Raw genomic sequence first — 25,448 nt, 5'->3', positions numbered from 1 at the left:
CCCGAATGGGGGTTTGCACATCCTGTAACATCAAGTTTTTAGGCAAACCCTTTTTGGGCTAGTCTTTGGGTTAACTTGATACGGTAAAAATCGATATGTCTTCATTAAAAGGTAAAACAGCCCTAGTGACAGGATCTACTAGCGGTATTGGTTTGGGTATGGCTATTGCTTTAGCAAAACAAGGTGCCAATATCATGGTCAATGGCTTTGGCGAAAAAGAGGAAGCAATTGCCAAGATCAAGGCCTGTGGGGTCGAAGTGGATTACCACGGCGCAGATATGAGTAAGCCTGCCGAGATTAAAGATCTCATTGCGCAAACGGAAAAACGTTTTGGCTCATTGGATATTTTGGTGAATAACGCTGGCATTCAGTACACCGCCAATATTGAAGAATTCCCAACAGATAAATGGGATGCCATCATTGCCATTAATTTAAGTTCTGCCTTCCATACGACACATCATGCGCTGCCGGGAATGAAACAGCGTAACTGGGGCCGTATTATTAATATTGCCTCTGTTCATGGCTTGGTTGCGTCGACGCAGAAGGCAGCTTATGTCGCTGCTAAGCATGGCATCATTGGTTTAACCAAAGTCACTGCACTTGAAAATGCCCGCACTGGCATTACTTGTAATGCGATTTGCCCAGGTTGGGTATTGACACCATTGGTACAAAAGCAGGTAGATGCCCGCGCTGAGCGTGAAGGTATTTCTAATGACGCCGCTAAGACTGCCTTGGTATCGGAGAAGCAACCGTCTGGAGAGTTTGTAACTCCAGAGCAGTTAGCTGCGCTTGCGGTATTTCTCTGTGGTCCTGACGCCTCGGAAGTTCGTGGCGTAGCTTGGAATATGGATGGCGGTTGGGCTGCTCAGTAAATATTTGTTACCTATAGCCCTAGCTTTGAGTAACTCTGCAGAGCTTACTCATCAGTGATCTTTTTATCTGCGATGATCTTGCCCCACATCGCAGATTGACTCGCAATGTATTTTTGTAAGTCTTCCCTGCTACCTGGATTGGGCGTTAAGCCATGCTCGGCTAATTGCGTACTAGTGACCTTATCTTTCAGCGCTGCTACTAGCGCTTTATTCCACTTCTCTAAAATAATGTCAGGCGTTTTTCCTGGTGCTACAAATGCATACCAGTTACTGGCATCAAATCCTGGATAGCCTGACTCTGCAATCGTTGGAACATTGGGAAGGGTGGGTGCGCGTTTTAATCCAGTGGTCGCAATCGGAATGAGCTTGCCATTTTTGATATAGGGATCAGCAGTCGCTAGAGCAGAGTAATAAGAAGAGACTCGGCCACCTAGAAGATCGACCATCGCTGGGCTGCCACCTTTATAGGGGACATGAACGGTATCAATATCAGCACGTACATTTAAGAGTTCGCCCTGTAAGTGAGATGCAGAGCCACTACCTGTAGAGGCAAAAGTAATCTTGCCAGGATTCTTTTTGGCTAGCGCTATATATTCTTTAAAGTTCTTGACACCCAGCTCTGGAATTACCACCAAGACATTCGGGAAGGTAACCCCCATCGTTAAGGGGGCTAAATCTTTTTGGGGATCATAGGGTAACTTCATCAGATGCGGTGCGATAGACAGTGGTCCGATGGAGCCAAAGAGGATGACCGATCCATCAGTTGGTGCAGTAGCGGTATAAGCATGCGCAATGTTGCCACCAGCACCGGGCTTATTGTCCACAATCACATTTTGTCCAAGATCTTCACTTAATTTTTTGGCAATCACACGAGCTGCACTGTCAGCAGATCCGCCGGCTGCAAAGCCAACCACAATCGTGATGGTCTTCTTAGGTGGAAATTCCTGAGCGTAGACGCTAGAGATGTAAGTAAATGCTGTGAGCGTGAGGTAAATCAGTGTTTTGAAAAAAGATGGGGCAGGCATATATCGTCTCGTTCGGTTGCTATTTTTTGCTTATTTTGCGCCCCAAACTGGGCGAAGTCACTATCGAAGTGACAATTTTGGGTAAGAATGATGGAATTTTGGCTACCCGAACAAAATCAGCAGAATCGTTTATAGTTACAGCGCATTCTTATATCTAGGAGATCCTTTTATGGCTTCAATTTTGACCTCATTGGGACGCACAGTATTAGCTGGTTTTGTGCTCCTCGTTTTAATTATTCTCGCTTTGGGCGGTAACTTTAGCTCTGCTGAATTGCCATTCATATTCCGTTGGTTGCACGTGATGTTTGGTGTGATGTGGATTGGTTTGCTCTGGTACTTCAACTTTGTGCAAATTCCATCTATGCCAAAAATCCCAGATGAGCAAAAGCCAGCTATTGGTAAAGTGATTGCTCCAACAGCATTGTTTTGGTTTCGTTACGCAGCACTCTTCACAGTGGTGACTGGTTTGATTGTTGCTGCTTTGAATGGCTATCTCCATCAAGCGTTTACATTACAAGCACCATTCCGTGCAATTGGCTTGGGCATGTGGATTGCCTTGATAATGGCTTTCAACGTATGGTTCATCATTTGGCCTAATCAGAAACGTGCTCTTGGCATCGTAACTGTTGAAGCTGATGTCAAAGCAAAATCTGCCCGGGTTGCGATGTTGACATCCCGCTTGAACACAGTGCTCTCAGTGCCAATGTTGTTCTTGATGTCTGCACAATCACATAACACTACTTGGTTCGTGATCGTTTCATAATCACTCTGAGTTCGCATTAATAAAAAAGGCCCGCGATGCGGGCCTTTTTTATTCCCTAAAGGGTGAGCGTAAAAACGCTAGGCCAGAATAGCGGGCAACTCCTTAGTGAGGGCACCACGTTGTGCAGTCGCTGTGCCCATCAGTACAAATCCCAAAAGCTTGCCATCATCAGACTCAAAGCGCGCTTCTAGTCCGCCTTCAACAGGATTGGTTTTCCACTGCCCAGCGACACCTTTGGCTGGGGGCGAAACGATCGTAGCCAATGCCGGTGTTTTCACCATCACGGGCATTGCAGGATAGGTGAGGGCAGTACGTTGACCAGTCAGCGTCACTGCCAATGCTCGAGCTGCTTGCATGATCGGCATCACATAAGGCAGCACCAGACCTTCTACTTCAGCACAATCACCTAGTGCATATACATGGGGTGCATTGGTTTCTAATTCTCGGTCGACTTGAATGCCAATGCCGGTAGCTATGCCAGCTGCTTTAGCAAGATCAATGCGAGGTTTTAGTCCCACAGCTGACAGCACTACATCGCTAGCAATCAGAGTGCCATTAGCTAAAGTGATATTGAGTTCATTGCTATTACGATCGATGGATTGCACAGTGGTGTTGAAATGCCAACGTACTCCAGCAGCACTTAGTTTACTTTGCAAATCGTTTGCTGTCATCTCTGGTATCAAGCGTCCAAGAGCTTGAGGTGCCAAGTCAATAACATCGACTTCGTAGTTGCCTAGCACTAAGTCATTGGCAAACTCGCAGCCAATCAGTCCCGCACCCAAAATGGCAACTTTCTTTTTGCCTGAAATAGCATTGCGAAACTTTGCATAATCTTCAAGATCATTGACAGTCAATACTTCATGAGCGGCATTGCCTTGGAGTGGGAGGCGAATCTGATCTGCGCCCAGAGCCAAGACGAGTTGACGGTAAGTGATCTCACCTTTACTCGTAATGATGATTTGCTTGGCGCTATCGATTGCATACACATCTGTTTCAGATAAGATGTTGAGTCCTAATTGGCTTGCCATAGCCTCTGCTGGAGTAGAAATTAATTGAGCTGCCTCTTTTTTCCCAGCTAGCGCAGTTGAGAGCATCGGTTTGGAGTAAAAATATCCCGGCTCTTTTGTCACAAGCGTAATAGGAATCTCTTTATCGAGTTTTCGGATTTCGCGTATGACGGTATATCCAGCCAATCCGCTACCAACAATGACAATAGCAGATGAGGATTTCGAATTATTTTGATCCAAGCTCTGGACTCCCTAGTAATGCGTTAATTGTGGTGATGCAATGTAGATATCGAAATAGATTCGATGATTAAATCTGCACCATTTCAAAGTCAGATTTTGATACTCCACAATCTGGACACTCCCAGTTATCTGGTACATCCGCCCAAGCGGTACCGGGGGCAATCCCATCTTCTGGAAGGCCTTTTGCTTCATCATAGATAAAGCCACATACGATACATTGCCAAGAATTCATGTTGGTTCCTTTAATGTTGAAGGATGAGTTTAAATTTAATTCCGCTTTATTTCTTGCTGAGCCTCAACAGCCTATTGCAGAGGGTATCTTGATATCATTCCAATGAATGAATATGCTATTATTAATCAAATTAATCGATAAGGAGGCGTCATGGCGTATTTACCGTCATTAAGACAGCTGAATTATTTGGTGGCTTTAGCTAAAGAGCTGAATTTCACTCGTGCCGCTGAGACCTGTTTTGTCGGGCAATCTACTCTCAGTGCTGGCTTAAAAGAATTAGAAGATGGTTTGGGGATAAAGCTAGTTGAGCGTGATCGCCAAAATGTTTCTATTACTCCTGCGGGTGTAGAGGTGCTTGAGCGCGCTAAATTAATTTTGACGGCCTCTGAAGATTTAGTGGAGTATGCGGGTGCTTCGGGTAAGCCCATGACAGCAACCATTCGGTTAGGGGTGATTCCAACGATTGCGCCATTCCTATTGCCCACAGTCTTACCGGAAGTCCGTAAACGATTTCCAGATCTTAAAATTACTTTGCGAGAAGATTTAACAGCGAACTTGTTATCTAGGTTGGCTGAGCATAAATTGGATTTCGCCTTAATCGCCTTGCCTTATGATGTCAGCGGTCTGCTAGTAGAAGAATTATTCGATGATCACTTTTGGTTGGTAGCTCGCGAGGGTGATCCAGCGCTCAAAGGCAAAGAGGTTACTTTGCCTGCCAAAATGGCGGAGCGACTATTGCTCTTAGAAGAGGGGCATTGTTTGCGCGAACATAGCTTGCAAGCATGCAAAAAAGCAGACATTCGGAAGGATGAGGGCATGGAAGCGACTAGCTTGTTGACCTTGTTGCAAATGGTTGAATCTGGTTTTGGGATTGCTTTGCTGCCAGAGATGGCAGTGAAAAGTAGTCTGCTCAATAACAGCGATTTGGTTGCCAAAGCCATGGCTGCACCTGCGCCAAAACGGATCATTGCTTTGGTTGCAAGATCGTCTACTGCCCACCTCGCAGAGTTTACTGCGCTATCGGCTTGTATTCGGGAGCGCTTTGGTATCAATCTTCAAAAGTCAAAGTAAGCCCTGCACGAAATAGTAAATATTATTAGAGTCACCCCTGTTGTTTCATTATTCATAAAGAAAGTATTTAATGTCCGGAAAAGAAATTATGTTTACCCCAGTACAACTGGGTTCTATTCAATTAAAGAATCGCCTGGTCATGGCGCCGCTGACAAGGATGCGCGCAGTAGCAGGTGACGTACCAAATCCACTGGCAAAGACTTACTATGCGCAGCGTGCGAGTGCTGGCCTCATCATTACAGAAGCAACGCAAATTTCCCCTTTGGGAATGGGTTATCCAGCAACGCCGGGTATTTACTCGCCAGAGCAAACGGCTGCCTGGAAAGAAATTGTTGACGCTGTGCATGCCAAAGGTGGCACTATCGTTGCGCAGTTGTGGCATGTGGGACGCATTTCTCATTCTTCATTACACCCAGAGCAGGGCGTACCGGAGGCTCCTTCGGCCATTGCTGCATCAGGGCAAACTTATGGCGCTGATTGGAAGTTGCACGACTACGAAACTCCCAAGGCAATGAGCTTAGATGATATTGCGCGTCTTTTGAAAGAGTACACAGCGGCCGCTCAGAATGCAAAGCTTGCAGGCTTTGACGGGGTTGAAATTCATTCTGCCAATGGTTATTTATTGGATCAGTTCTTGCAAGATAAAACCAATCAACGATCTGATCAATATGGCGGCTCAATCGACAATCGTTTGCGTTTATTAGGCGAAGTGATTGATGCAGTCAGTAAAGTATTTCCCAGTGATAAGGTTGGCGTTCGTCTTTCACCTTATGGCACCTTTAATGACATGGCTGATAGCGATCCAGTGGCGCTATTTACTGCAGCAATCCAGAAGTTAAATACTTACAACTTGGCTTATGTCCATATGATTGAGCCACGCGCTACCAGTGCTGGTGGCGGAGATCAGGTAAATGAGGAAGCGCCAGTGACTTCAGAGCTTTTCCGTAAAGCCTATCAGGGGCAATTTATCACTGCTGGTGGCTACGATCAGGCAATGGGCGAAAAAGTATTAGAAGCAGGTTTGGCTGATGCAGTAGCTTACGGTCGTCTCTACATCTCTAATCCAGATTTAGTTGAGCGCTTCCAAAGTAATGCTTCTCTGAATCCCTATAACCGCGCTACCTTCTATGGCGGTCAAGAGGCGGGTTATACCGATTACCCAACGCTCTAGAGCAATGACAGTAAGCGCATGAAGCTACTGAATAAACCCCACTCTTATCGGTGGGGTTTATTTTTTGTCTTCGGGGTCTTTGAGAAGGTCGTAGTGATTAGCTACTAGTAATAAAGCAAGCGAGGCACAACCCATTGCAAAGAATTGCCATTGATGCAGCATAGCGGTGCCTACTACGGTCATCAAAATCGTCCATCCAACAGCCATCTTGGCTTTTTTAGAAAGCGGTTTCATCTTTAAAAGTCCTTAAGCGGGGGCTTTGATCTTATTGAGCATACGACGTAGGGTGTCGTCCTTAATAATGTAATGTTGCCACAAGCCAGCTAAAGCATGAATGCCAATCAGGAAGTAAAGTGAATTTCCTAAAAACTCATGGATTCCTTCAACGAGTTTTTTCATCTCCGGGTTAGGGGTTAGTAGCTGAGGCCATACCAATCCAAAGAAATGGATTTCTTTGCCACCGTATTGGAAATAAAGCATGCCAAAGATGGGCGATATCAATAGCAGGGCATACATGAGCCAATGCATTGCTTGGGCAAAAGAAGTCAATATCGGTTTGGGGTTAGTGGGCTTAGGAACGCCATAAACCAAGCGAACCATGAGGCGAAGGGCCATGGCTAAAAAAATGAGCTGCCCAATCACACCGTGAACTGTTTTACAAAGCTCACGGGGCTCACTCCCTTTAGGAAACTGACCTTTTAATTCAATAGCAATAAATGCTGCGATGACGAGAAGGAATACAAACCAGTGAAGAAAGATAGAGGCAGGGTGATATTGTGATTTAGACATAGTAAGGCGTTATTGAAGTAATGATTCATCATAAATGATAATGACTCTCATTAGCAATAACAAGACTATGGGTAATTTCCCCTATTTCTGGGTATCCCAGGACTAATTTAGCCTCACTTTGGCGCTGAGCTCGCTCAGCAGGCCTCTTTTGTCCAGTAGAGATAGGCGTAGCGCTTCGACCTCAAAATCGAGTTGGCCAGGATGAAACTCATCATCATTTTGCAGGTGAATAACGTAAGTCCATACCAACTCGCGGCCGCGGTTCTTATATACATCAACAACACGTTTCATGATTACCGCCTATTTGGGGTTTAGCTTAATGGTTGGTTGAAGATGGATTGGTGATGACCATCTTGGGATTTAAGTTTTGTTTCAGAGTCATGAGATTGCGTGGTTCAATGCGGATCACGCCACCTCTCGGACTATCAATATCTGCTATTAAAAAGAAAGATATCGATGTCACAAAAGGGAAGATCATGAAAAGCCCTACATTTTTTCTAAAATTGCGGGCGCCAAAGCCAACCAACATGTTTGCACATATGGCAATTGCTGACATGAGGGCCCAGGCAGGATAGGGGATTCGATTCCACCAGGCGGCTTGTACATATCCTTGAGAATTTAAAACATCATTCATGCCTGAAATGACCAGGGCTATAGTGGGGCTTGGCTGTGAACGAGCGACCTCTAGCACTTCAACCCAGAGGGCATTCTGAAGTGCATCGGTCTTTTGCTGTATCTCCTGAACTTTATCTTTACTTTGTCTTGAGTAGAAGAGAATGCGCTGATCAAGGTATTGATTGAGGAGGTCCTTGGTTCTAGCGGAAGCCTTGCTCGGTAGAAGATCCGCCCTGAGATATTCAGTACCAATGGCATTGGCCTCACCTTCTTCGAGGGTCTCTCGATTGTCATGCCGGTCAATCGCCATTGAGAAAGTAAAGCCAATAATGAGTGCCAGTAAGGTCAGGGTTGCCGTTTGAATGACACCGAGGTCTTCTGAGGTTTCGGTGTCTTTCGTGCGAAAGCGACTCAGTACTGCATTACCAAAAAGAACAGATAAAGCGAAGCACAGAAATGCAATCCCAAAGACTAAAGCAGGGTGGTTAAGGAGATAAGAAATTTAGAAAGTTCCTGGATACAAAATGTCTTTAGTCACATCCTGAATATCACGATGACCTGTAAATGCCATGGTGATATCTAGCTCATTGTGGATGAGTTCGAGGCATTTAGTCACGCCAGCCTCACCCATGGCGCCTAGGCCATAGAGAAAGGGGCGCCCAATCATCGTACCGCGCGCACCCAATGCCCATGCTTTTAAAACATCTTGGCCAGAGCGAATGCCACCATCCATCCAGACTTCAATATCTTTGCCCACGGCGTTCACAATGCCCGGTAGCGCTTGGATACTTGAAATAGCACCATCGAGTTGGCGACCGCCATGGTTTGAGACGATCAATGCATCAGCGCCTGAGTTTGCTGCGAGGCGCGCATCTTCTTCATCCAAGATGCCTTTGATGATGAGCTTGCCACCCCAGAGTTTTTTGATCCATTCAACATCGCCCCAGTTCAAACCTGGATCGAATTGCTCCGCAGTCCAAGAGGAGAGTGAAGACATATTGCCTACACCGGTAGCGTGACCGACGATGTTGCGGAATGTTCTGCGCGGAGTCATCGCCATTCCTAAGCACCAGCGTGGCTTTGTGGCCATATTCATCATATTGGCGATCGTTAGCTTTGGAGGGGCAGACAAGCCGTTCTTTAAATCTTTATGACGTTGACCTAAGATTTGCAAATCGAGTGTTAAGACTAGGGCGGAGCACTTCGCTGCTTTTGCGCGCTCAATGAGGCGCTCAATAAAGCCGCGATCTTTCATGACGTAAAGCTGAAACCAAAAGGGTTTGGTAGTACGTTCTGCCACATCTTCGATCGAGCAGATACTCATCGTTGACAAGCAGAAGGGCACACCAAACTTTTCAGCAGCTCTTGCTGCCAGAATTTCGCCATCTGCATGTTGCATACCAGTTAAACCAGTGGGTGCCAGCGCTACTGGCATTGCCACCTCTTCACCCACCATCGTTGTTTTGGTGGTGCGATTGGTCATATTGACTGCGACACGTTGACGTAATTTGATTTTCTGAAAATCAGATTCATTCGCACGATAGGTAGACTCTGTCCAAGACCCTGAATCTGCATAGTCATAAAACATCTTGGGGGTACGTTTTTGGTGAAGAACCCGTAAGTCTTCGATATTGGTAATGATTGGCACTGTGAACCCTTATTGATTGCTCTTTTGGATTAGCATTTATCTAATTAAGCTCTATCTTAGCAATACAGAGGATTTGTTTCTACAATGCTAGGGTATACCTATTCAGAGCGCCTTTAATGGCTATCCATCCCTCACGATTGCATGCCTAAACTGACCTTTGCTACTGCTACTTATCTGTTGATCGCGACAGCCTTATGGGCTGGAAATGCGATAGCTGGGCGCTTATTGGTGGGCAGTGTTTCGCCGATTACCTTGAGTACGGTGCGTTGGGGTCTAGCCGCTTTACTCTTACTACCTTTGGGTTGGCGTGTCTTTAAACCGGGAAGTGATTTATGGCAGAACAAGAAGCGTTTTGTGCTCTTAGGTCTCTTTGGGGTAGGTAGCTATAACGTTCTTTTATATCTAGCGTTACAAACTTCTACCGCAATCAATGTCACCTTAATTGGTGCCAGTATGCCAATTTGGATGTTGTTTATTGGTGCTGTGTTTTACCAAGTGAAGCCAAATCTACTGCAATTGATTGGCGCCATCGTTTCTTTACTTGGGGTAGCGATTGTATTAACGAGAGGTGAGCCATCCACCTTGCTGGGGATGCAATTGGTTATCGGCGATCTCTTCATTATGCTAGCTACCTTCTTATGGGCTACTTATAGCTGGATGCTTAGTAAGCCTGGTTCAAGCTCGGAACGTCAATGGCCTTGGGCAGATTTCTTGATGGCGCAAGTTTTGGTGGGCTTGCTATGGACTGGACTGTTTGATGGCTTTGAGATTGCCACTGGGCATGCTTATCTTGATCTCAATCTATGGACTGGCTCTTTGATTCTGTTTGTCGCCGTTGGACCCTCACTCATTGCTTACCGTTGCTGGGGTATGGGTGTCAGTGGAGCGGGTCCTACCGTAGCCGCTTTCTTTGCAAACTTTATTCCATTGTTTACTGCCATCTTATCTGCAGCCATGTTAGGTGAGCCCCCACAGTTATTTCATGGCTTGGCGTTTGCCTTGATTGTGGCTGGGATTTGGGTTTCCTCTAAAACCACCAGCCCAAAAGGAAATGCTGCTTAGCCTTTTAATAAGCCGGAAGCAATTAAACCGCGCTTAACATGCGCGCGGTGACTCTCAGTGACATCTACTGCTGGCGGTCTCACGAGAGAGTTAGGAATTTGCCCAAGCTGTACTAAAGCTTCTTTAACGCAAGCCACTTCACTGGTGGGAGAGCTTGGCTCTTGGTTTTCAAAGACTCCATCCATGATTGGAATACAAAAATCACGGTGAATTTTTTGTGCTTTAACGGCGTCGCCATTCATTGCGGCATTAATTAACTCAACCCACTTTGGCGTGTCTATAACGCTGATACCAATTAACGCTCCATGAACGCCATGCAGCAGCATTCCTAGCAGTGGAGGTGAATCAAGTGCGGCTAAGACAGTGAGTTTGTCGTGCAATGCTTCCCAAATTTGCACATAACGAGTCACTGTTCCGCAGGCGGCTTTCACTGCAACCACATTTCGAATGGTAGAAATTTTGACCAAAGATTCTAGTGAGTAAGCGCAGCCAGATGGATCGGGGTATTGAAAAACAATCATTGGCAAATCAACCTGCTCATCCAACATTTTGAAGAATTGATAAGCTGATGCAGGGTTTTGAGCCAGTCTACGATATGGGCGCGCATCAAATGGATTGAGTACTAATAGTGCATCTGCCCCAGCTTCTTTTGCTAGAAGACCATCTTTAACGGCTGCAGGTCCTCTTCCTTCAATTCCGCTAATCAATATTTGTCCGGGGAGCAAAATTTCTCGAGCTAAATGCAGTACTTTCCTTTTCTCATCATCTGAAAGTTGTAGGATTTCTGCGAGCCCAGCATTTACTGCAAGCCCCTTGACCCCAGGTGTATGAGCGGTCTCTTTAAGGTGGCGGGCTAAGGCTTCATAGTCTACGCTCAGGTCGGCTTTGAAGGGTGTAATCGTTGCAGGGTAAAGGCCGCGAAGCACAAGGGATTTTTGATTTTCAGGCATTGCAGACCTTTAGGTTTTAAATAGGAGAGTGCTTTTAGGGCTCGATGATGTTGTAGCAAATTCTATAGTAAAGTTACTTTTCGTACACCAACAGTAAATAAAAAGGTTTATTTTGACCGACGTACTAGTAATTGGCGGAGGTAATGCTGCCTTATGTGCAGCGTTAATGGCAAGAGAGTCTGGGGCGTCTGTGACATTGCTTGAGTCTGCCCCCAAGGAATGGCGTGGTGGCAACTCTTCACACACTCGAAACATCCGTTGTATGCATGAAGAGCCTCAAGATGTTTTATTGGAATCCTATCCTGAAGATGAATATTGGCAGGATTTGCTCAAAGTAACTGGTGGCTTAACCAATGAGCCTCTAGCGAGGATTGCCATTCGTGAATCTGCAACTTGTCGTACTTGGATGCAAAAATATGGAGTGCATTTTCAGGCTCCTCTTTCTGGTACTTTGCACTTATCTAGAACTAACGCATTTTTTATGGGTGGTGGCAAGGCATTGGTAAACGCCTACTACCGAAGCGCTGAAAAGGCTGGTATTGATATTCAATATGACTCTGAGGTTACTTCAATTGAGCTTTCAGATAAACAATTTGTTGCAGCCCATCTTAAGGACGGTCGAAGAATTGCAGCAAAAAGTTGCGTACTTGCTGCAGGAGGTTTTGAATCTAATATTGAATGGCAGCGAGAGGCATGGGGCATTGACGAGCATGGCGTAAGTCCGGCGGATAATTTTTTAATCCGCGGAACCACCTTCAATAAAGGGGTTCTTCTAAAACACATGATTGCCGCTGGCGCGGATCAGGTTGGAGATCCCACTCAGGCACATATGGCAGCAATTGATGCGCGGTCGCCACTTTATGATGGCGGTATTTGCACCCGCATTGATTGTGTTTCTCTTGGTATCGTTGTAAACAAGCATGCCAAGCGTTTTTATGACGAGGGTGAAGATTTTTGGCCTAAGCGTTATGCAATTTGGGGCAGGTTAGTAGCCCAACAGCCTGATCAAATTGCTTATTCGATTATTGACTCGAAATCGATTGGTCGCTTTATGCCCCCAGTATTTTCCGGCAATGAATCTAATAGTCTGGATGAGTTAGCTTCTAAGCTTGGTTTGGACGCTGAGGTGTTAAAAAATACGGTACAAGAATTTAACGCGGCTTGTAAACCCGGCGAGTTTGACCATACGACTTTAGATAATTGCCATACCGAAGGTATAGCCCCTGAAAAAACACATTGGGCTACCACGATTGAAGTGCCCCCATTTTATGGTTACCCTTTGCGACCCGGTGTTACGTTTACCTATCTTGGTCTCAAAACCGATGAGACATCCGCGATATTTTTGAATGGCACTCGCAGCAACAATTTATTTGTGGCTGGAGAAATGATGGCAGGAAATATTTTAGGCAAAGGTTACACGGCTGGTATTGGGATGGCCATAGGGACTGCTTTTGGTCGAATAGCTGGTAGAAATGCCGCCTTTGCAGCAGGGAATGAATCAAGATGCAACAGTTAAATGACTTAATTCAGGAGGCCAGGCTAACTGGCATGAGCGATCAGGAGGGTGAAGTTGATCGCATCATGACAATCTGTAATGCTTGTAGGTATTGCGAGGGTTTCTGTGCAGTGTTTCCCGCTATGACAAGGCGTTTGCAATTTAATAAGGCAGATATTAATTATTTGGCAAATCTTTGTCATAACTGTGGTGCTTGCCTGCATTCATGCCAATATGCTCCTCCGAATGAATTTGCCGTAAATGTCCCGCAGGCTATGGCAGCTGTTCGCCAAGAAACCTATGTTGAATATGCTTGGCCCAAATCATTCGGTAGGCTTTATAAAAATAATGGTGTCATTGTTGCGCTTGCCTGTTCCTTAGCTTTGGCTTTCTTTTTGTGGCTATCAACAGCGCTCAGAGAAAATTCAAACGTAACCTTAGATGGAAACTTTTATGCCGTCTTTCCTCACAATGTATTGGTTTTAATCTTTGGTGCCGTATTTTCCTTTTCTATACTTGCGCTAGGGATTGGTTTTTATAACTTCTGGCGCAATATTTCTAAGACTGGTGCTTCAATTGCTGCTATTGGTGAATCAGCTCATGACGCCTTGACAATGAAATACCTGGATGGCGGACACGGGGAGGGTTGTAATAATGAGGATGATGGTTTCACGCTTTGGCGAAAGCGTTTTCACCACTTTACCTTTTATGGCTTCATGCTCTGTTTTGCATCTACTAGTGTTGCAACGCTATACCACTATGTTCTGAAACTAGATGCTCCTTATGCGTTTAATAGTCTGCCAGTGATTCTTGGTACGGTTGGCGGACTGGGTCTTTTGATTGGCCCAATTGGACTACTCTTTTTAAATCTACGTCGCAATCCCCTTCATGGTGATGCACGCCAAAAGCCGATGGACAGAGCTTTTATTTTGCTACTGTTTTTGATTAGCTTATCTGGCCTATTCTTACTGGTACTTCGAGAAAGTGCCTTGATGTCTTATTTGCTGATCATTCATTTGGGGTTTGTGATGGGCCTATTTTTAACTATGCCCTATGGAAAATTTGCACACGGCATTTATCGTATGGCAGCCTTATTAAAAAATGCAGTTGAGAAACGTCAGCCAAGTACATTGAAGTTAGGCTCTGACTAGTATGTATTTCTAACTCCACAAAGAAGGCGAGAACTGTTATGAAGAAAAAATTTCTGCATTCTGTTTTTCTACTGACCTTAATGGTTCTTGGGATTAGCTCAACATGGGCTCAACCCTACCCCAATAGACCAATTAAGCTAGTGGTTCCGTACGCGCCTGGCGGTGGCACTGATATTACGGCGAGGCTGATTGCCAAGATACTTTCCTCAAGCCTGAATCAACCTGTTCTTGTTGAGAATAAAGCGGGTGCTGGTGGCACGATCGGTCAGGACTTTGTCTCCAAAGCTTCGCCAGATGGCTACACCTTATTGTTTAGTGCAGCTGGGCCCTTAACGGTTAGCCCATTTACTTACCCTAATTTGCCGTATGACCCAGTAAAAGGTTTTGAGCCAGTGATACTGATATCTGCTCAACCCTTAGTGTTGGTAGTTAATGCAGATTCAAAAATATATTCTGTTGCTGATTTATTGAGGGCCGGATCGGATGCCAAGGGCAGAATGAATTATGGATCCTTTGGGAATGGCAGCGCAGCGCATCTTGCCGGCGAGTCCTTTAAGATGGCGACGAAAATAGATATGACGCATATCCCATTTAAGGGAACCAATCCTGCATTAACTGCCTTGCTTGGCGGGGAGATTGATGTCTTGTTTGATACGGTGAGCACATCTGCACCATTTATTAAGTCTGGCAAGCTAAGAGCACTAGCGGTAAGCTCTAAAAATAGATCTGCGCTATTGCCAGAAGTTCCAACCCTCGTGCAGGCTGGGGTAAGTGGAGTAGATGCTGGTACTTGGTATGGAATCCTCGCCCCTGCTGGTACTGGGCAAAAAATTATTCAGCAATTAAATCAAGCGGTGAATGTCGGATTAGCCAATAAAGAAGTTGTCGAAATATTCTCTGCTGAGGGTACGGTGATCATAGGGGGCACCCCCGAGCAATTTAAAAACTTTATGGCTAGTGAGTTAAAAAAGAATGAGTTAGTAGTGAAGGCTGCAGGAATTACAGCCAATTAATCATGCTTTCATTAGTCTGCTTGAATTTTATTTGCCTTAATGACCTGCGCCCATTTTTCAACTTCAAGCTTAATCTTTTGTTCGGATTGCTCTGGAGTTCTGAGGCTGACAATAAAGCCCATGCCGGATAGTTTATTGCGCATCTCTTGATTGCCAAGGACCTTGGTAATTTCCTGATGAAGTTTTTGAATGATCGATTTTGGGGTTCCTGCAGGCGCCATCAAAAACTGAATGGTTTCCCCTTCAAATTCGGGTAGTCCAGATTCTGCAACTGTAGGGATATCTGGTAGGGAAGGATATCTTGCGGAACTGGTTACTGCTAAGCCAAGCACCTTGCCTCCTGAAATTTGCTGGACAGTTGGCGGTAACACAGCAAAACCAATGGGTACATCATTGCTTAAGACTGCTTGAAGCGCTGGCCCACCACCGTTATAAGCAATGTGTTTAATGTCCAAATTGGCCTTTAGCTTTAGCAACTCAGCTGTCAGTTGTGGACTTGTGCCAGCCCCAGGCGATGAATAGTCATATTTGCCTGGGTTTTGTTTGATTAAGGCCAAAAATTCCTTGAAATTTTTGGCGGGAAATGTGGGATTGACAACGATGATATTAGGTGAGCTTGCTGGCAATGAAACTGCCGCAAAGTCACGACTTGCATCATATCCAGAATTTGCAATAAGAGAAGGGTTAATCACAAATGCACTACTGCTAAGAAGAAGTGTGTAGCCATCAGGATTGGACTTGGCAACATATTGAATGCCAATGTTGGCACTTGCTCCAGGCTTATTTTCGATAAAGAATGTGTAACCAGTATTTTCAGTAATTTTTTGGAAGAGCAGCCTACCGAAAATATCAGACGGGCCGCCTGGAGCATAAGGAATCACAACCTTGATTGGTTTATTTGGGTATTCTTGTGCCATACCTATTGAACAGTACAACGCTAGAAAGGCAATGACGCCACAAAAACACTGCTGAATCTTCATGCTTGTCTCCGATGATTTTTATAGTATGGTATCAACTTTAACCATTAATACCCCCTTCTAAATAATTTAATTTAAAGACAACATGAGACTCATTACCTTTACTCGCGCTGGTTCAAATCATCCTGAAATCGGTGCTCGCTTGCCAAATCCCTCTGGCGATCAAATTCTGCCATTTGTCGATGTTGCTAAAAAGTTAGGAATTGCGGATTTCCCAGGCGATATGAAAGCCTTCTTGCAGGCTGGTAGCAAGGTGATGGAGCAGGCTAAGTCTTGGGTAGTTGCTGCAAGTGATTACTCATCCCTTTTCATTAATCCAAAAACAATTACTTACCTACCCCCGATTACCGATGCAGAAAAGTTTCTCTGTGTTGGTAAAAACTATCGCACACACTTAGAAGAGCTCAAGCGCACTAACTTGATTAAAGAAATTCCTCAAGAGCCCACTTCATTTATTAAGCTTAATTCCTGTTTATCTGGTCATGAAGCCAGAGTAGTGCGCCCAAAGGGAATTACTCGCTTGGATTACGAGCCTGAGTTAGTCTTTGTGATTGGCAAAAGAGCCCTAGGGGCAAAAAAAGCTGAGGCTATGGATTACGTAGCGGGTGTCACCATCTTGAATGATTTGACTTGCCGCGATTTGCAATTACGTGAAGTAGCATCTGGTTCGCGTTTTTGGACAGGTAAGAATATTCCAGGCTTTGGTCCTCTTGGGCCAGAAATTGTCACGATCGATGAGATTCCCGATGTTTATAACTTGTGGATGACCTGTTCGGTTAATGGACAAGAGCGGATGCGCGTCAATACAGTGGATCAGATTTGGAAGATCTCAGATATTTTGGAGCACTTCTCGCGCTTTATTCCCATTGAAGCAGGGGACATGTTTTCTACGGGCGCACCTGGCGGTGTTGCTGTTGGCAAAGAAAATGCAGAAGATCTCTATTTAAAGCCCGGTGACGTAGTAGAGTGCGCCATCGATGGTATTTCTACGTTACGCACAACGATTATTGAATAGAGCATTATGAAGCGAGCATTGCCTCTGATGTTGGTACTTTTGTGTTGTACTACTCTTGTGTCATCATTTGTTAGCGCAGCCGATGTTTATCCCTCGAAGTCAATTAAAGTCATCGTGCCGTTTCCACCTGGCGGCGGCGCAGATACATTAATTCGTTTGATTGCTCCCACAGTCGGAGAATTATGGAAGCAATCTATCGTGATTGAAAATCGTCCAGGTGCAAGCGGCTTCATTGGTGCTGACTTGGTTGCCCAGTCTCCAGCAGATGGCTACACCTTATTGATGGGCTCAACTGCTGCCGTCACAGAAAAAAATATTGCACAGTTTTCTCCAGTAGCGCTTGTATCGGCTTCGCCCTATGTTGTTACTACTAACTCTGGATTGAATGTGACTTCAATCAAGGCTTTAATTGCCTATGCAAAATCCAATCCTGGAAAAGTTCGTTATGGCTCTTCAGGACCAGGTTCGGCATCGCACCTAGCAGGTGAGTTATTTGCTTCAATGGCTGGCGTGACATTACTACATGTTCCATACAAAGGAACTGGGCAGGCTTTAACGGATTTATTAGCAGGGCATATTGATTTAATGTTTGCGCCTGCACAAACTGTGATGCCACAAATTGAATCTGGAAAGTTACTAGCTTTAGCGCAAACGGGTGCAAAGCGATCGGAAGCCTTGCCGAATATTCCCACTGTTGCCGAATCTGGTCTACCAGGCTATAGCGCAGTAGGTTGGTTTGGATTGTTCGCGCCTGCCAATACACCAAAATCGGTGGTGCAAAAGATCAACCAAACCGTGATGTTTGTTTTAGCTCAGGAGAGAATTCGGAAGGCTATGTTGGAGCGGGGAAGTGACCCTGCCAGTGGCAGTGCCGAGGAATTTGCTGCGTTTTTACGTCTAGACCAGTCAAAATGGGCCAAATTGATCAAAGAAAACAAGATTGCAGTGCAATAAATGCTTAAATCGGTATCATTTAGGGCTAATTACAGAAATCCCTAGGAAATTACTATGCCAGGCTTACTTCCCAATGTTGATCCAGATGGATTGTTAGAGTTTTCGGTTGTTTACACCGATCGCTCTTTAAATCACATGTCTGAAGAATTTAAACGTGTGATGGTCGATATTTCTAGTGTCCTCAAGGATGCTTATAACGCCAGCTCTGCAGTGATCGTTCCTGGTAGCGGTACTTTCGGCATGGAAGCAGTTGCTCGTCAATTTGCCAATAAACAGAAGTGTTTAGTGTTGCGCAATGGCTGGTTTAGCTATCGTTGGACCCAAATTTTTGACTTGGACCATATCGCTGACAATGTATCTGTTATCAAAGGTCGTCAATTAGAAGATTCTGCACAGGGTGTATTTGCCCCTGCACCGATTGAGGAAGTAGTGGCTTTTATTAAGAAAGAAAAGCCAGCCGTGGTATTTGCTCCTCACGTTGAAACTTCTGCCGGCATCATCTTGCCAGATGATTACCTCAAAGCAGTTGGTGAGGCAGTGCGCTCTGTAAATGGTTTGTTTGTATTAGATTGCATTGCCTCTGGTGCAATGTGGGTTGATATGAGAGCTTGTAATGTGGACGTCTTAATTACAGCGCCACAAAAAGGTTGGAGCAGCTCACCATGCTGCGCCTTAATTGCATTAGGCGAAAGAGCCCGTGAGCGTATTGATACTACTCAAAGCAGTAGTTTTTCAATGGACTTGAAAAAGTGGTTACAAATCATGGAAGCCTATGAAAAGGGCGGCCATGTGTATCACACCACTATGCCTACCGATGCACTCAAGATCTTGCGCGGTGTCATGAAAGAAACACAATCTCTTGGCTTTGCTGCTTTAAAAACAAAACAAGTAGAGCTTGGTACCAAAGTTCGTGAATTACTCGTATCCAAAGGCTATCACTCAGTTTCTGCGAAAGGCTTCCAAGCCCCTTGCGTAGTCGTGAGCTACACCAAGGATCCAGATATTCAGTCTGGCAAGAAATTTATTGCGCTAGGCATGCAAACTGCTGCAGGTGTGCCACTTCAGTGTGATGAAAGATCAGATTTCCGTACATTCCGTCTAGGTTTATTTGGTTTAGAAAAGCTGGCTCATGTTGACCGTACTGTTGGTCACTTAGCTGCCGCCCTAGAAAAAATTACTGAGGCAGAAGCGCAGCCTGCATAAGGCGATTTAGTAAAACAAAAAGGCCGTCTGATGATGGCCTTTTTAAATGATTGATAACCTTCTTGGAGAATCGCATGATTTCTCGTATCGCTCGCTTTAGTTTGGCCACCCTTGTTTCAGCAGCGATTGGGTTATCTTCCATCTCCGCGATGGCTGCCGATTCTTCCACGGCTGCTGCTCCTACTTCAGCGCCTACTGCTGCTCCAGATGTAGCACCAACGGATAAAGCGGTCGCAAAGAAGACTAAAAAAGAAAAGAAAGCCGAGAAAAAAACCAAGAAGAAGTCTAAGAAAAGAGCTAAAGCTACAGAACCAGCAGCTTAGTAGTTTCTAGTCTCTTAGTTGAGGGGTTCCACTTCATTAAAGTCATCGGATGTTTTAGAGTCAGATGACTTTTTTCTTGGGGCATCGTTACGTACTAACAACCACATAGCAGCAATCACCAGCACCATTCCGCCAATCTGCATCAAAGTAATTGGCTCAGACAAAATAAAGTAACCCAAGAAAATAGTGGAGACAGGACCGAGGATGCCGGCCTGTGCAACGAGTGGTGAGCCTATGCGATTGATCGCAATCATCACGAGGAACATGGGAATCACTGTGCACAATCCTGCATTGAGAAGACTGAGCCAGTAAATCTGTGCAGCCTGTTCAAACACAGCGCTAGGGTTATACAGTGAGGATTGAATCACGCTAAATACTGCAGACGCCGTGCTTGCGTAGACTACTAGGCGCACACTACCAATGCGCTTGACCATTTCGCCAGAGCCGATCATATAGATGGCATAACTACACGCGCTACCAAAGACTAATATCATCCCTAGCCATGCATGAATGCCTGTCGAGCTCGCATCTTGAATAAAGACGACAAATACCCCAAGGTATCCCACCACAAGGGCATACCACTGCATTCTTGAAATGTGCTTATTTAAAGCAAAGTAGGAAATGAGTAAAACAATCGTTGGTGTCAGGTAGAGAACAATGCGCTCCAATCCAACGGAGATATATTGCAGTCCCAAGAAATCAATATAGCTAGATAAAAAGTATCCTAAGAAACCGAGGAAAAATAATTTGCCACGGTCTTGCCAAGTAATCGGACTCATTGGTTTTCTGCGAGACTCCCACCAGTAGACGCTCCAAAACATTGGAAGTGCCATCAGCATACGTAATGCTAATAAAGTTTCTGCATTGGCCCCATAACCAAAAGCCAGCTTTACCAATACAGCTTTACCGGAAAAGAGCATGGAGCCCACTCCGGCCATCAAAATGCCATAGAGGTAACGTCGGTGGTGATGTTCAGCGCTAGTGGATTGCATACGGTTTTATAACAGTTTATTCAGGAGGCTTCTCATCTCTGCAATTACTTCAGAAGGAGTTAACCCTATTGGGCCAACCCCTTTTTGTACTAGGCTATCGGCAGCGCAAGCATGGAGCTGAACAGCGATGCAGCTAGAGTCCCAAAGATTCAGATGGTGATGCACCCCTTGAGCAGCGATTGCTGTAATGCTGCCGGTCAATACATCACCCATGCCACCGGTGCCCATACCGGGATTACCGGCTTCACATTGAACTGCAGAGTGTTGGGGTCCCGCAATTAAGGTGTGTTGACCTTTGAGAACAACCATAGACTGAGTTAACTGAACTAATTGATGAAGCGAGCTGAAGCGATCTACTTGAATTTCTGCGGATGAAGATTTTAATAACTGGGCCGCTTCACCTGGATGAGGAGTCAGAATACTTTGACCTGGAAATTGTTGATTGCGTAGTTGAAGTGCACTGAGTATCTCAGTTGAGTCTGCAATCAGATTGAGTGCATCTGCATCAATAATCAACGGAACCTTGGGATAAGCCAGGCAAGCCTTGAGCCATTTAATCGCTAATGCAGAATTACCAAGCCCAGGTCCGATCGCAATGACATCAGGTTGGTTTTGATTTAATACCTCGCTAGGTTCATTGTTAGCCAGGCGAATCATGAGTTCAGGTTGATTGCTATCAGCGCGTGCAGACGCAGGATCAAGCATTTCTAATATGGTCCAGCCAGCACCAAGATGAAGGCAAGCATTTCCGGCAAGGAGGAGGGCGCCTGCCATTCCAGGTGCACCACCGATCAAGACGGCTTTACCAGCGTGACCCTTATGCTCAGCAGGCTCACGCTTGAGGCGCATGAGTGGGCCGAGTGGACTCAGCGCTTGGAGGATATCGAGCTTGCTAGGTGCTAAGGTCATGCCAGTAGTATCGCTCTGAATGCATTGGAATTTAGCTAATTGAGCTACTTTATTGGGTAAGCTTAGTCCGCTACCTTAGCGCCTTCAATCTGATGGCGTTGCAATGCTTGTGCCACAAAGCCGGATTGCTTGAGCTGAGTAATCACATCGCTTAAATATGCAGTGGTCAGTTCGTATTGGGGCCTTGCCTTCGGAATACCAATGGCTTGATTGATTGCCATAAAGCGACCTGGCAACATCCGCAATCCCTCATAGCGCTTGGCATCACTCTCTAGCTGCTGTTTTACGCCTGCTGCCACATTACCTTTACCTGACATAAAGTCATCCACGACTGCTTGTGAGCTTGCAGCTCGGAGAAGAGTGGCATGTTTGATTTCTCGTGTGAGGTAGAGGTCATAGGCGCTCCCCTTGCCAACTACGATTTCATTACCAGCTACGTCAACTTGTTCATTTATCTTAATGGGTGAGCTAGCTTTGACCATATAAGCACCTTCAATCTGGATATAGGCTGGCGTATAGCTAATATCAGCGCCTCTGACGGGATCAATTGCTACGAACACTAAATCAATCTCCCCAGTCTTCACGGCATCCACTGTATTGCCTGCTGTTTTGAATGGAATGAGTTTGACTGGTAGGCCAATACGCTTCCCGATTTCTTGGGCGATATCAACCGTCACTCCCTGGGCTTGGTGGCTCACAGGATTTTCATTGGCCAAAATGGGATTACCTAAGTTAATGCCAACACGTAGAGTGCCTGTAGGCGCAAACGAGGAAATCATGGAGGGATCAATAGTTTTCATGGGGCGATAGGACTGGCCAGAGGGTTGGCTATAGCTAGATTGTGAAATCCACAGTATTGCGAGGAAGAAAAGAACTTTGTTCATTCAGTAAGTATAAAAAAACCGCGGCGAACCGCGGTTTCATTTGCTATTGAAGAATTACTTCTTCGCGTCAGCTGCAGGGGCTGCTGCTGGTGCCGCCGGAGCTGCTGGAGGAGCATCTTTTTTAGCATCTTCAATATGAACTGCTTCAGCACCATGCTTTTCACCGCCCATATCAATATTGCCATCGCCCTTGAGGAGTAAGTAGGCTGTGGCACCAACTAATACAAGTACCATAATGATGATTGAACGGTTGCTCATGGATTTTCCCTCGGTTTGGTTTAAATTCTGTCAATATTAACTCTACTTAGAGCCTCAGTAAATCCTCGCAAGCCCTGGTGGCTGATTCTCCTGGTTAAACTAGGTATTAATACTGAGAATATTGAGTGGGGAAGCACAAAGGATAAGATGATTTCACATAGATGTTTTAAGGTAGCAATATGAGTCCAAAGCTTCCCATTAATAATGCTCAAACCATTACTGAGTTTTTAAATCTTCACAAGAGTCAGACGTCTGAACAAGATTCCGTTGATTCTTATAAGTTTGCTTTTGACGATGAAGCATTTTTGTCTCGCAGGGAAACGATCGGTATTCGCTTTGAATTGGAATTACTCAAGCCTGAGATACTGCTAAAAGAACATGGCATAGACCATACGATTACAGTATTTGGTTCTACCCGTTTTGTCAGTCGAGAGCATGCAGAAGTATTCATCAAGGATGCCAAGACGCCTACAGAGTTGGAGTCTGCCAAGAAAGCATTACTTCATAGTCAGTATTACGAATCTGCTAGAGACTTCGGGGCTTTAGTAGCGCATTACAACGCGACTCAACAACTGAGTTCTAACAAGTTACACATTTGTACTGGCGGTGGCCCGGGAATTATGGAGGCGGCTAATCGTGGTGCATTTGAAGCGGGTGATCAAACGATTGGTTTTAATATTAGTTTGCCAAGAGAGCAGCACCCGAATCCTTATATCAGTCCAGGCTTAAGTTTCCGCTTTCATTACTTTGCTTTACGTAAGATGCATTTCATGTTGCGAGCTAGGGCCATCGTTGCTTATCCTGGTGGCTTTGGGTCTTTTGATGAGCTATTTGAGGTGTTAACTTTGATGCAGACTAAAAAGGTAGTTAGCATCCCAGTCATATTAGTAGGCAAAGCTTTTTGGAATGAGATGGTGAACTTTGAGGGAATGGTGCAGTTTGGGGTGATTGATCAAGAGGATATGAAAGCGATCCATTTTGTCGAGACTGCCCAAGAAGCTTGGAAGATCATTCAAGACTGGTATCAATTGGCCTAAAGGCATTGTCGGCCAAAGTAAAATAGCCTAAAGACAATCGAATCCATTTATGAACCCTGCACAAACTAGCATTGCTAGCAATTTAGACCTACCCGGCTACCTCTTAGGTGGAGTCATGTTATTGGTGGTGATGGTATTTCATGGTGTTTTGTTACTGCAGATTGCTAAGCGCTATGAAGTCAAAACTTTTCTGTATTTAGCTGAGAAAAAATATTCTACGGTTGCTGCCTGCTTTTACATTAGTGTATTTTGTTTATTCCTCACCCACATTACAGAAATTTTTATTTGGGGTATCGCGCTGTTTGTATTTAAATTGGTGCCTACTTTAGGGCAAAGCATTTTATTTAGTGGCAGCACCTATACCGCGATGGGTTTCATGGAAGATATTCTGCCAGATGGCTGGAAAATGCTGGCAGTCATCATTGCCTTCTCGGGGATGTTTTCTTTTGCATGGACTGCCTCTGTCATGATTTCAATGACCAAGAATTTTCGTCAGGCCTATACCAAGCTACACATGAAAAAACTCAATATCTCTTCTGAGATCATTGATCGCTTTGAATAAATCATGACGAAGGCTTGGGATGCCATCGTTATCGGTGGCGGTGCAGCTGGTCTGTTTTGTGCTGGTGTAGCTGGTCAGCTTGGCAAAAAAGTACTCGTTTTAGATCATGCACCAGTTTTAGGTGAAAAGATCCGTATTAGCGGTGGAGGGCGTTGCAACTTTACTAATGTCCATAGCAGCCCTGCTAATTTTCTCTCGCTCAATCCTCATTTTGTAAAGAGTGCCTTAGCAAAATATCCCTCAAAAGAATTCATCAAACTCGTGACTGCTCATGGCATTCACTACCATGAGAAACATCAAGGGCAATTATTTTGCGACGATTCTGCCAAGCAGATTATCGAGATGTTGTTCGCTGAATGTGCCACAGGAAAAGTCGTAATCCGTAATCCCGTAGTAGTAGCAGCTGTTACAAAAGAGGGTGAGCATTGGCTCATTCATACCAGCGAGGGTGTAGAGAAAACCCATTCTGTAGTCATGGCGACGGGCGGCTTGCCTGTTCCCGCAATTGGCGCAACTGCTTACTCTCTTGATATTGCAAAACAGTTTGGTCTTGAGGTGGTTGATCCTAGGCCGGCATTAGTGCCGCTCTCATTTACTGCAGAGACCTTTGGTAATCTGAATGAGCTTGCTGGTCTGAGTGTTCCAGTCCGGATCGCATCTGGCTCTAAAGGCTATCGTTATGGCGCATGTCGCTTTAATGAAGATGTGTTGCTGACCCACAAAGGTTTATCTGGACCTGCGGTACTACAAGCCAGTAGTTATTGGCTTGAGGGTGAGCCTATCCATATTGATTGGTTAGGTGCCATTGAGCGACCAGGTGGCTTTAACTGCGATACCTTATTTAACAATGAAGACAATCGTCTTAAGCTGACAGAAACCATTTTGGCTTCTGTTTTACCCCAAAGGCTCGCCAAAGCTTTTGCAGAGCAAAGAAATCTGCTGGGGCGTAAGTGGGCCGAGGTATCCAAGAAAGATCGTCAGGCCCTCAAAGAGCTCATCACCAATTGGGCTGTGAAGCCGGCCGGAACTTTGGGTTGGAAAAAGGCTGAGGTCATGCTAGGCGGTGTAGATACAAAAGACTTAGATGGGCAAACGATGATGTCGCGCCAACATCCAGGTTTATATTTCATTGGTGAATGTGTTGATGTCACCGGGCACTTAGGGGGTCACAATTTTCAGTGGGCCTGGGCAAGTGGCCATGCTTGTGCTCAAGCCCTTTAGGTAGCCCCA

Annotated in this window: 29 protein-coding genes; 15 read left to right on the top strand and 14 right to left on the bottom strand. The window is 45.2% G+C overall.

Translation table 11 applies throughout. From position 1 onward, the window contains the following. Positions 1-95: 95 nt before the first annotated feature. The gene (locus AOC29_RS07325; protein WP_215295173.1) at positions 96-872 is read left to right on the top strand and encodes a 3-hydroxybutyrate dehydrogenase; all 777 of its coding nucleotides are present in this window, start codon (positions 96-98) and stop codon (positions 870-872) included. Between the two features lie 44 nt (positions 873-916). On the opposite strand, the gene AOC29_RS07320 is transcribed toward AOC29_RS07325, so the two are convergent. Further along, a complete protein-coding gene (locus AOC29_RS07320; RefSeq protein ID WP_215295171.1) occupies positions 917-1,897 on the bottom strand; it encodes a tripartite tricarboxylate transporter substrate binding protein in 981 nt (326 codons plus the stop codon). A gap of 169 nt (positions 1,898-2,066) precedes the next feature. Between AOC29_RS07320 and AOC29_RS07315 the strand changes: the two genes are divergently transcribed. Next, complete coding sequence (locus AOC29_RS07315; protein WP_215295169.1) at positions 2,067-2,660, top strand: urate hydroxylase PuuD; 594 nt, start codon at positions 2,067-2,069, stop codon at positions 2,658-2,660. Positions 2,661-2,737: 77 nt separating this feature from the next. Here AOC29_RS07315 and AOC29_RS07310 read toward each other — a convergent pair whose 3' ends face one another. Together AOC29_RS07310 and AOC29_RS07305 are read right to left on the bottom strand one after the other, a co-directional pair. Continuing rightward, positions 2,738-3,907 (bottom strand): NAD(P)/FAD-dependent oxidoreductase, encoded by a 1,170-nt coding sequence (locus AOC29_RS07310; RefSeq protein ID WP_215295167.1) that lies wholly within the window; start codon positions 3,905-3,907, stop codon positions 2,738-2,740. Positions 3,908-3,974: 67 nt separating this feature from the next. Then, on the bottom strand, positions 3,975-4,139 hold the full coding sequence (locus tag AOC29_RS07305; RefSeq protein WP_215295166.1) for a rubredoxin: 165 nt from the start codon (positions 4,137-4,139) through the stop codon (positions 3,975-3,977). Positions 4,140-4,289: 150 nt separating this feature from the next. Here AOC29_RS07305 and AOC29_RS07300 point away from each other — a divergent pair, with 150 nt between their 5' ends. Beyond that, positions 4,290-5,210, top strand: a complete 921-nt coding sequence (locus tag AOC29_RS07300; protein ID WP_215295164.1) for a hydrogen peroxide-inducible genes activator — start codon at positions 4,290-4,292, stop codon at positions 5,208-5,210. 70 nt (positions 5,211-5,280) lie between these two features. Continuing rightward, complete coding sequence (locus AOC29_RS07295) at positions 5,281-6,381, top strand: alkene reductase (RefSeq protein ID WP_215295162.1); 1,101 nt, start codon at positions 5,281-5,283, stop codon at positions 6,379-6,381. Positions 6,382-6,438: 57 nt separating this feature from the next. On the opposite strand, the gene AOC29_RS07290 is transcribed toward AOC29_RS07295, so the two are convergent. The 5 genes from AOC29_RS07290 to AOC29_RS07270 form a co-directional block, all read right to left on the bottom strand. After that, positions 6,439-6,615, bottom strand: a complete 177-nt coding sequence (locus AOC29_RS07290; protein WP_215295160.1) for a hypothetical protein — start codon at positions 6,613-6,615, stop codon at positions 6,439-6,441. Positions 6,616-6,627: 12 nt separating this feature from the next. Next, positions 6,628-7,170 (bottom strand): cytochrome b, encoded by a 543-nt coding sequence (locus AOC29_RS07285; RefSeq protein ID WP_215295158.1) that lies wholly within the window; start codon positions 7,168-7,170, stop codon positions 6,628-6,630. Between the two features lie 102 nt (positions 7,171-7,272). Next, positions 7,273-7,461 carry a hypothetical protein gene (locus AOC29_RS07280; protein ID WP_215295156.1) on the bottom strand — a complete coding sequence of 63 codons (189 nt, stop codon included), beginning with the start codon at positions 7,459-7,461 and terminating at the stop codon, positions 7,273-7,275. A gap of 25 nt (positions 7,462-7,486) precedes the next feature. Then, a complete protein-coding gene (locus AOC29_RS07275) occupies positions 7,487-8,095 on the bottom strand; it encodes a hypothetical protein (RefSeq protein ID WP_251369955.1) in 609 nt (202 codons plus the stop codon). A gap of 192 nt (positions 8,096-8,287) precedes the next feature. Beyond that, positions 8,288-9,433 (bottom strand): alpha-hydroxy acid oxidase, encoded by a 1,146-nt coding sequence (locus AOC29_RS07270; protein WP_215295154.1) that lies wholly within the window; start codon positions 9,431-9,433, stop codon positions 8,288-8,290. 141 nt (positions 9,434-9,574) lie between these two features. Here AOC29_RS07270 and AOC29_RS07265 point away from each other — a divergent pair, with 141 nt between their 5' ends. Beyond that, positions 9,575-10,495 (top strand): DMT family transporter, encoded by a 921-nt coding sequence (locus tag AOC29_RS07265; protein ID WP_215295152.1) that lies wholly within the window; start codon positions 9,575-9,577, stop codon positions 10,493-10,495. Here the strand turns inward: AOC29_RS07265 and AOC29_RS07260 are convergent. Continuing rightward, positions 10,492-11,445, bottom strand: coding sequence for a dihydrodipicolinate synthase family protein (locus AOC29_RS07260; RefSeq protein WP_215295150.1), 954 nt, complete (start codon positions 11,443-11,445; stop codon positions 10,492-10,494). The two genes, AOC29_RS07265 and AOC29_RS07260, sit on opposite strands and share 4 nt — an antisense overlap. 112 nt (positions 11,446-11,557) lie before the next feature. On the opposite strand from AOC29_RS07260, the gene tcuA reads away from it, so the two are divergent. From tcuA to AOC29_RS07245, 3 genes are read left to right on the top strand one after another with little or no spacing between them, the layout of a single operon-like run. Continuing rightward, positions 11,558-12,961 (top strand): FAD-dependent tricarballylate dehydrogenase TcuA, encoded by a 1,404-nt coding sequence (tcuA, locus tag AOC29_RS07255; protein WP_215295148.1) that lies wholly within the window; start codon positions 11,558-11,560, stop codon positions 12,959-12,961. After that, complete coding sequence (gene tcuB / locus AOC29_RS07250) at positions 12,949-14,091, top strand: tricarballylate utilization 4Fe-4S protein TcuB (RefSeq protein ID WP_215295146.1); 1,143 nt, start codon at positions 12,949-12,951, stop codon at positions 14,089-14,091. Before tcuA ends, tcuB begins: the two co-directional genes overlap by 13 nt. A 38-nt stretch (positions 14,092-14,129) precedes the next feature. Continuing rightward, positions 14,130-15,104, top strand: a complete 975-nt coding sequence (locus AOC29_RS07245) for a tripartite tricarboxylate transporter substrate binding protein (protein WP_215295144.1) — start codon at positions 14,130-14,132, stop codon at positions 15,102-15,104. An 11-nt stretch (positions 15,105-15,115) separates the two neighbouring features. Here AOC29_RS07245 and AOC29_RS07240 read toward each other — a convergent pair whose 3' ends face one another. Then, positions 15,116-16,084 carry a tripartite tricarboxylate transporter substrate binding protein gene (locus tag AOC29_RS07240; protein WP_215295142.1) on the bottom strand — a complete coding sequence of 323 codons (969 nt, stop codon included), beginning with the start codon at positions 16,082-16,084 and terminating at the stop codon, positions 15,116-15,118. 82 nt (positions 16,085-16,166) lie between these two features. Here AOC29_RS07240 and AOC29_RS07235 point away from each other — a divergent pair, with 82 nt between their 5' ends. From AOC29_RS07235 to AOC29_RS07220, 4 genes are all read left to right on the top strand, one after another. After that, complete coding sequence (locus AOC29_RS07235) at positions 16,167-17,096, top strand: fumarylacetoacetate hydrolase family protein (RefSeq protein WP_215295140.1); 930 nt, start codon at positions 16,167-16,169, stop codon at positions 17,094-17,096. Positions 17,097-17,102: 6 nt separating this feature from the next. Continuing rightward, the gene (locus AOC29_RS07230) at positions 17,103-18,050 is read left to right on the top strand and encodes a tripartite tricarboxylate transporter substrate binding protein (protein WP_215295138.1); all 948 of its coding nucleotides are present in this window, start codon (positions 17,103-17,105) and stop codon (positions 18,048-18,050) included. Between the two features lie 54 nt (positions 18,051-18,104). Next, positions 18,105-19,253, top strand: coding sequence for an aminotransferase class V-fold PLP-dependent enzyme (locus AOC29_RS07225; RefSeq protein WP_215295136.1), 1,149 nt, complete (start codon positions 18,105-18,107; stop codon positions 19,251-19,253). Between the two features lie 74 nt (positions 19,254-19,327). After that, positions 19,328-19,576: a protein tyrosine phosphatase gene (locus tag AOC29_RS07220; RefSeq protein ID WP_215295134.1), complete on the top strand. Its 249-nt coding sequence runs from the start codon at positions 19,328-19,330 to the stop codon at positions 19,574-19,576. Between the two features lie 14 nt (positions 19,577-19,590). Here AOC29_RS07220 and AOC29_RS07215 read toward each other — a convergent pair whose 3' ends face one another. From AOC29_RS07215 to AOC29_RS07200, 4 genes are all read right to left on the bottom strand, one after another. After that, complete coding sequence (locus AOC29_RS07215) at positions 19,591-20,568, bottom strand: DMT family transporter (protein ID WP_215295132.1); 978 nt, start codon at positions 20,566-20,568, stop codon at positions 19,591-19,593. 6 nt (positions 20,569-20,574) lie between these two features. Continuing rightward, positions 20,575-21,477: an NAD(P)H-hydrate dehydratase gene (locus tag AOC29_RS07210; protein ID WP_215295131.1), complete on the bottom strand. Its 903-nt coding sequence runs from the start codon at positions 21,475-21,477 to the stop codon at positions 20,575-20,577. Positions 21,478-21,539: 62 nt separating this feature from the next. Beyond that, positions 21,540-22,361, bottom strand: coding sequence for an ABC transporter substrate-binding protein (locus AOC29_RS07205; RefSeq protein WP_251369954.1), 822 nt, complete (start codon positions 22,359-22,361; stop codon positions 21,540-21,542). 54 nt (positions 22,362-22,415) lie between these two features. Continuing rightward, positions 22,416-22,619 (bottom strand): hypothetical protein, encoded by a 204-nt coding sequence (locus AOC29_RS07200; protein WP_215295129.1) that lies wholly within the window; start codon positions 22,617-22,619, stop codon positions 22,416-22,418. Positions 22,620-22,798: 179 nt separating this feature from the next. On the opposite strand from AOC29_RS07200, the gene AOC29_RS07195 reads away from it, so the two are divergent. Genes AOC29_RS07195 through AOC29_RS07185 form a run of 3 tightly spaced genes read left to right on the top strand, consistent with a single transcriptional unit; the run spans position 22,799 to position 25,439 of the window. After that, positions 22,799-23,656 (top strand): LOG family protein, encoded by an 858-nt coding sequence (locus AOC29_RS07195; protein ID WP_215295127.1) that lies wholly within the window; start codon positions 22,799-22,801, stop codon positions 23,654-23,656. A gap of 49 nt (positions 23,657-23,705) precedes the next feature. Beyond that, positions 23,706-24,218, top strand: coding sequence for a hypothetical protein (locus tag AOC29_RS07190; protein WP_215295125.1), 513 nt, complete (start codon positions 23,706-23,708; stop codon positions 24,216-24,218). A 3-nt stretch (positions 24,219-24,221) separates the two neighbouring features. Further along, positions 24,222-25,439, top strand: a complete 1,218-nt coding sequence (locus AOC29_RS07185) for an NAD(P)/FAD-dependent oxidoreductase (RefSeq protein ID WP_215295123.1) — start codon at positions 24,222-24,224, stop codon at positions 25,437-25,439. Positions 25,440-25,448 lie beyond the last annotated feature (9 nt).

Origin of the sequence: Polynucleobacter sp. JS-JIR-5-A7 (genome assembly GCF_018687935.1) — a bacterium.
Lineage (GTDB): Bacteria > Pseudomonadota > Gammaproteobacteria > Burkholderiales > Burkholderiaceae > Polynucleobacter.
The sequence above is the reverse complement of the archived record's forward strand: the minus strand, read 5'-3'. Positions and strand labels throughout refer to the sequence as shown.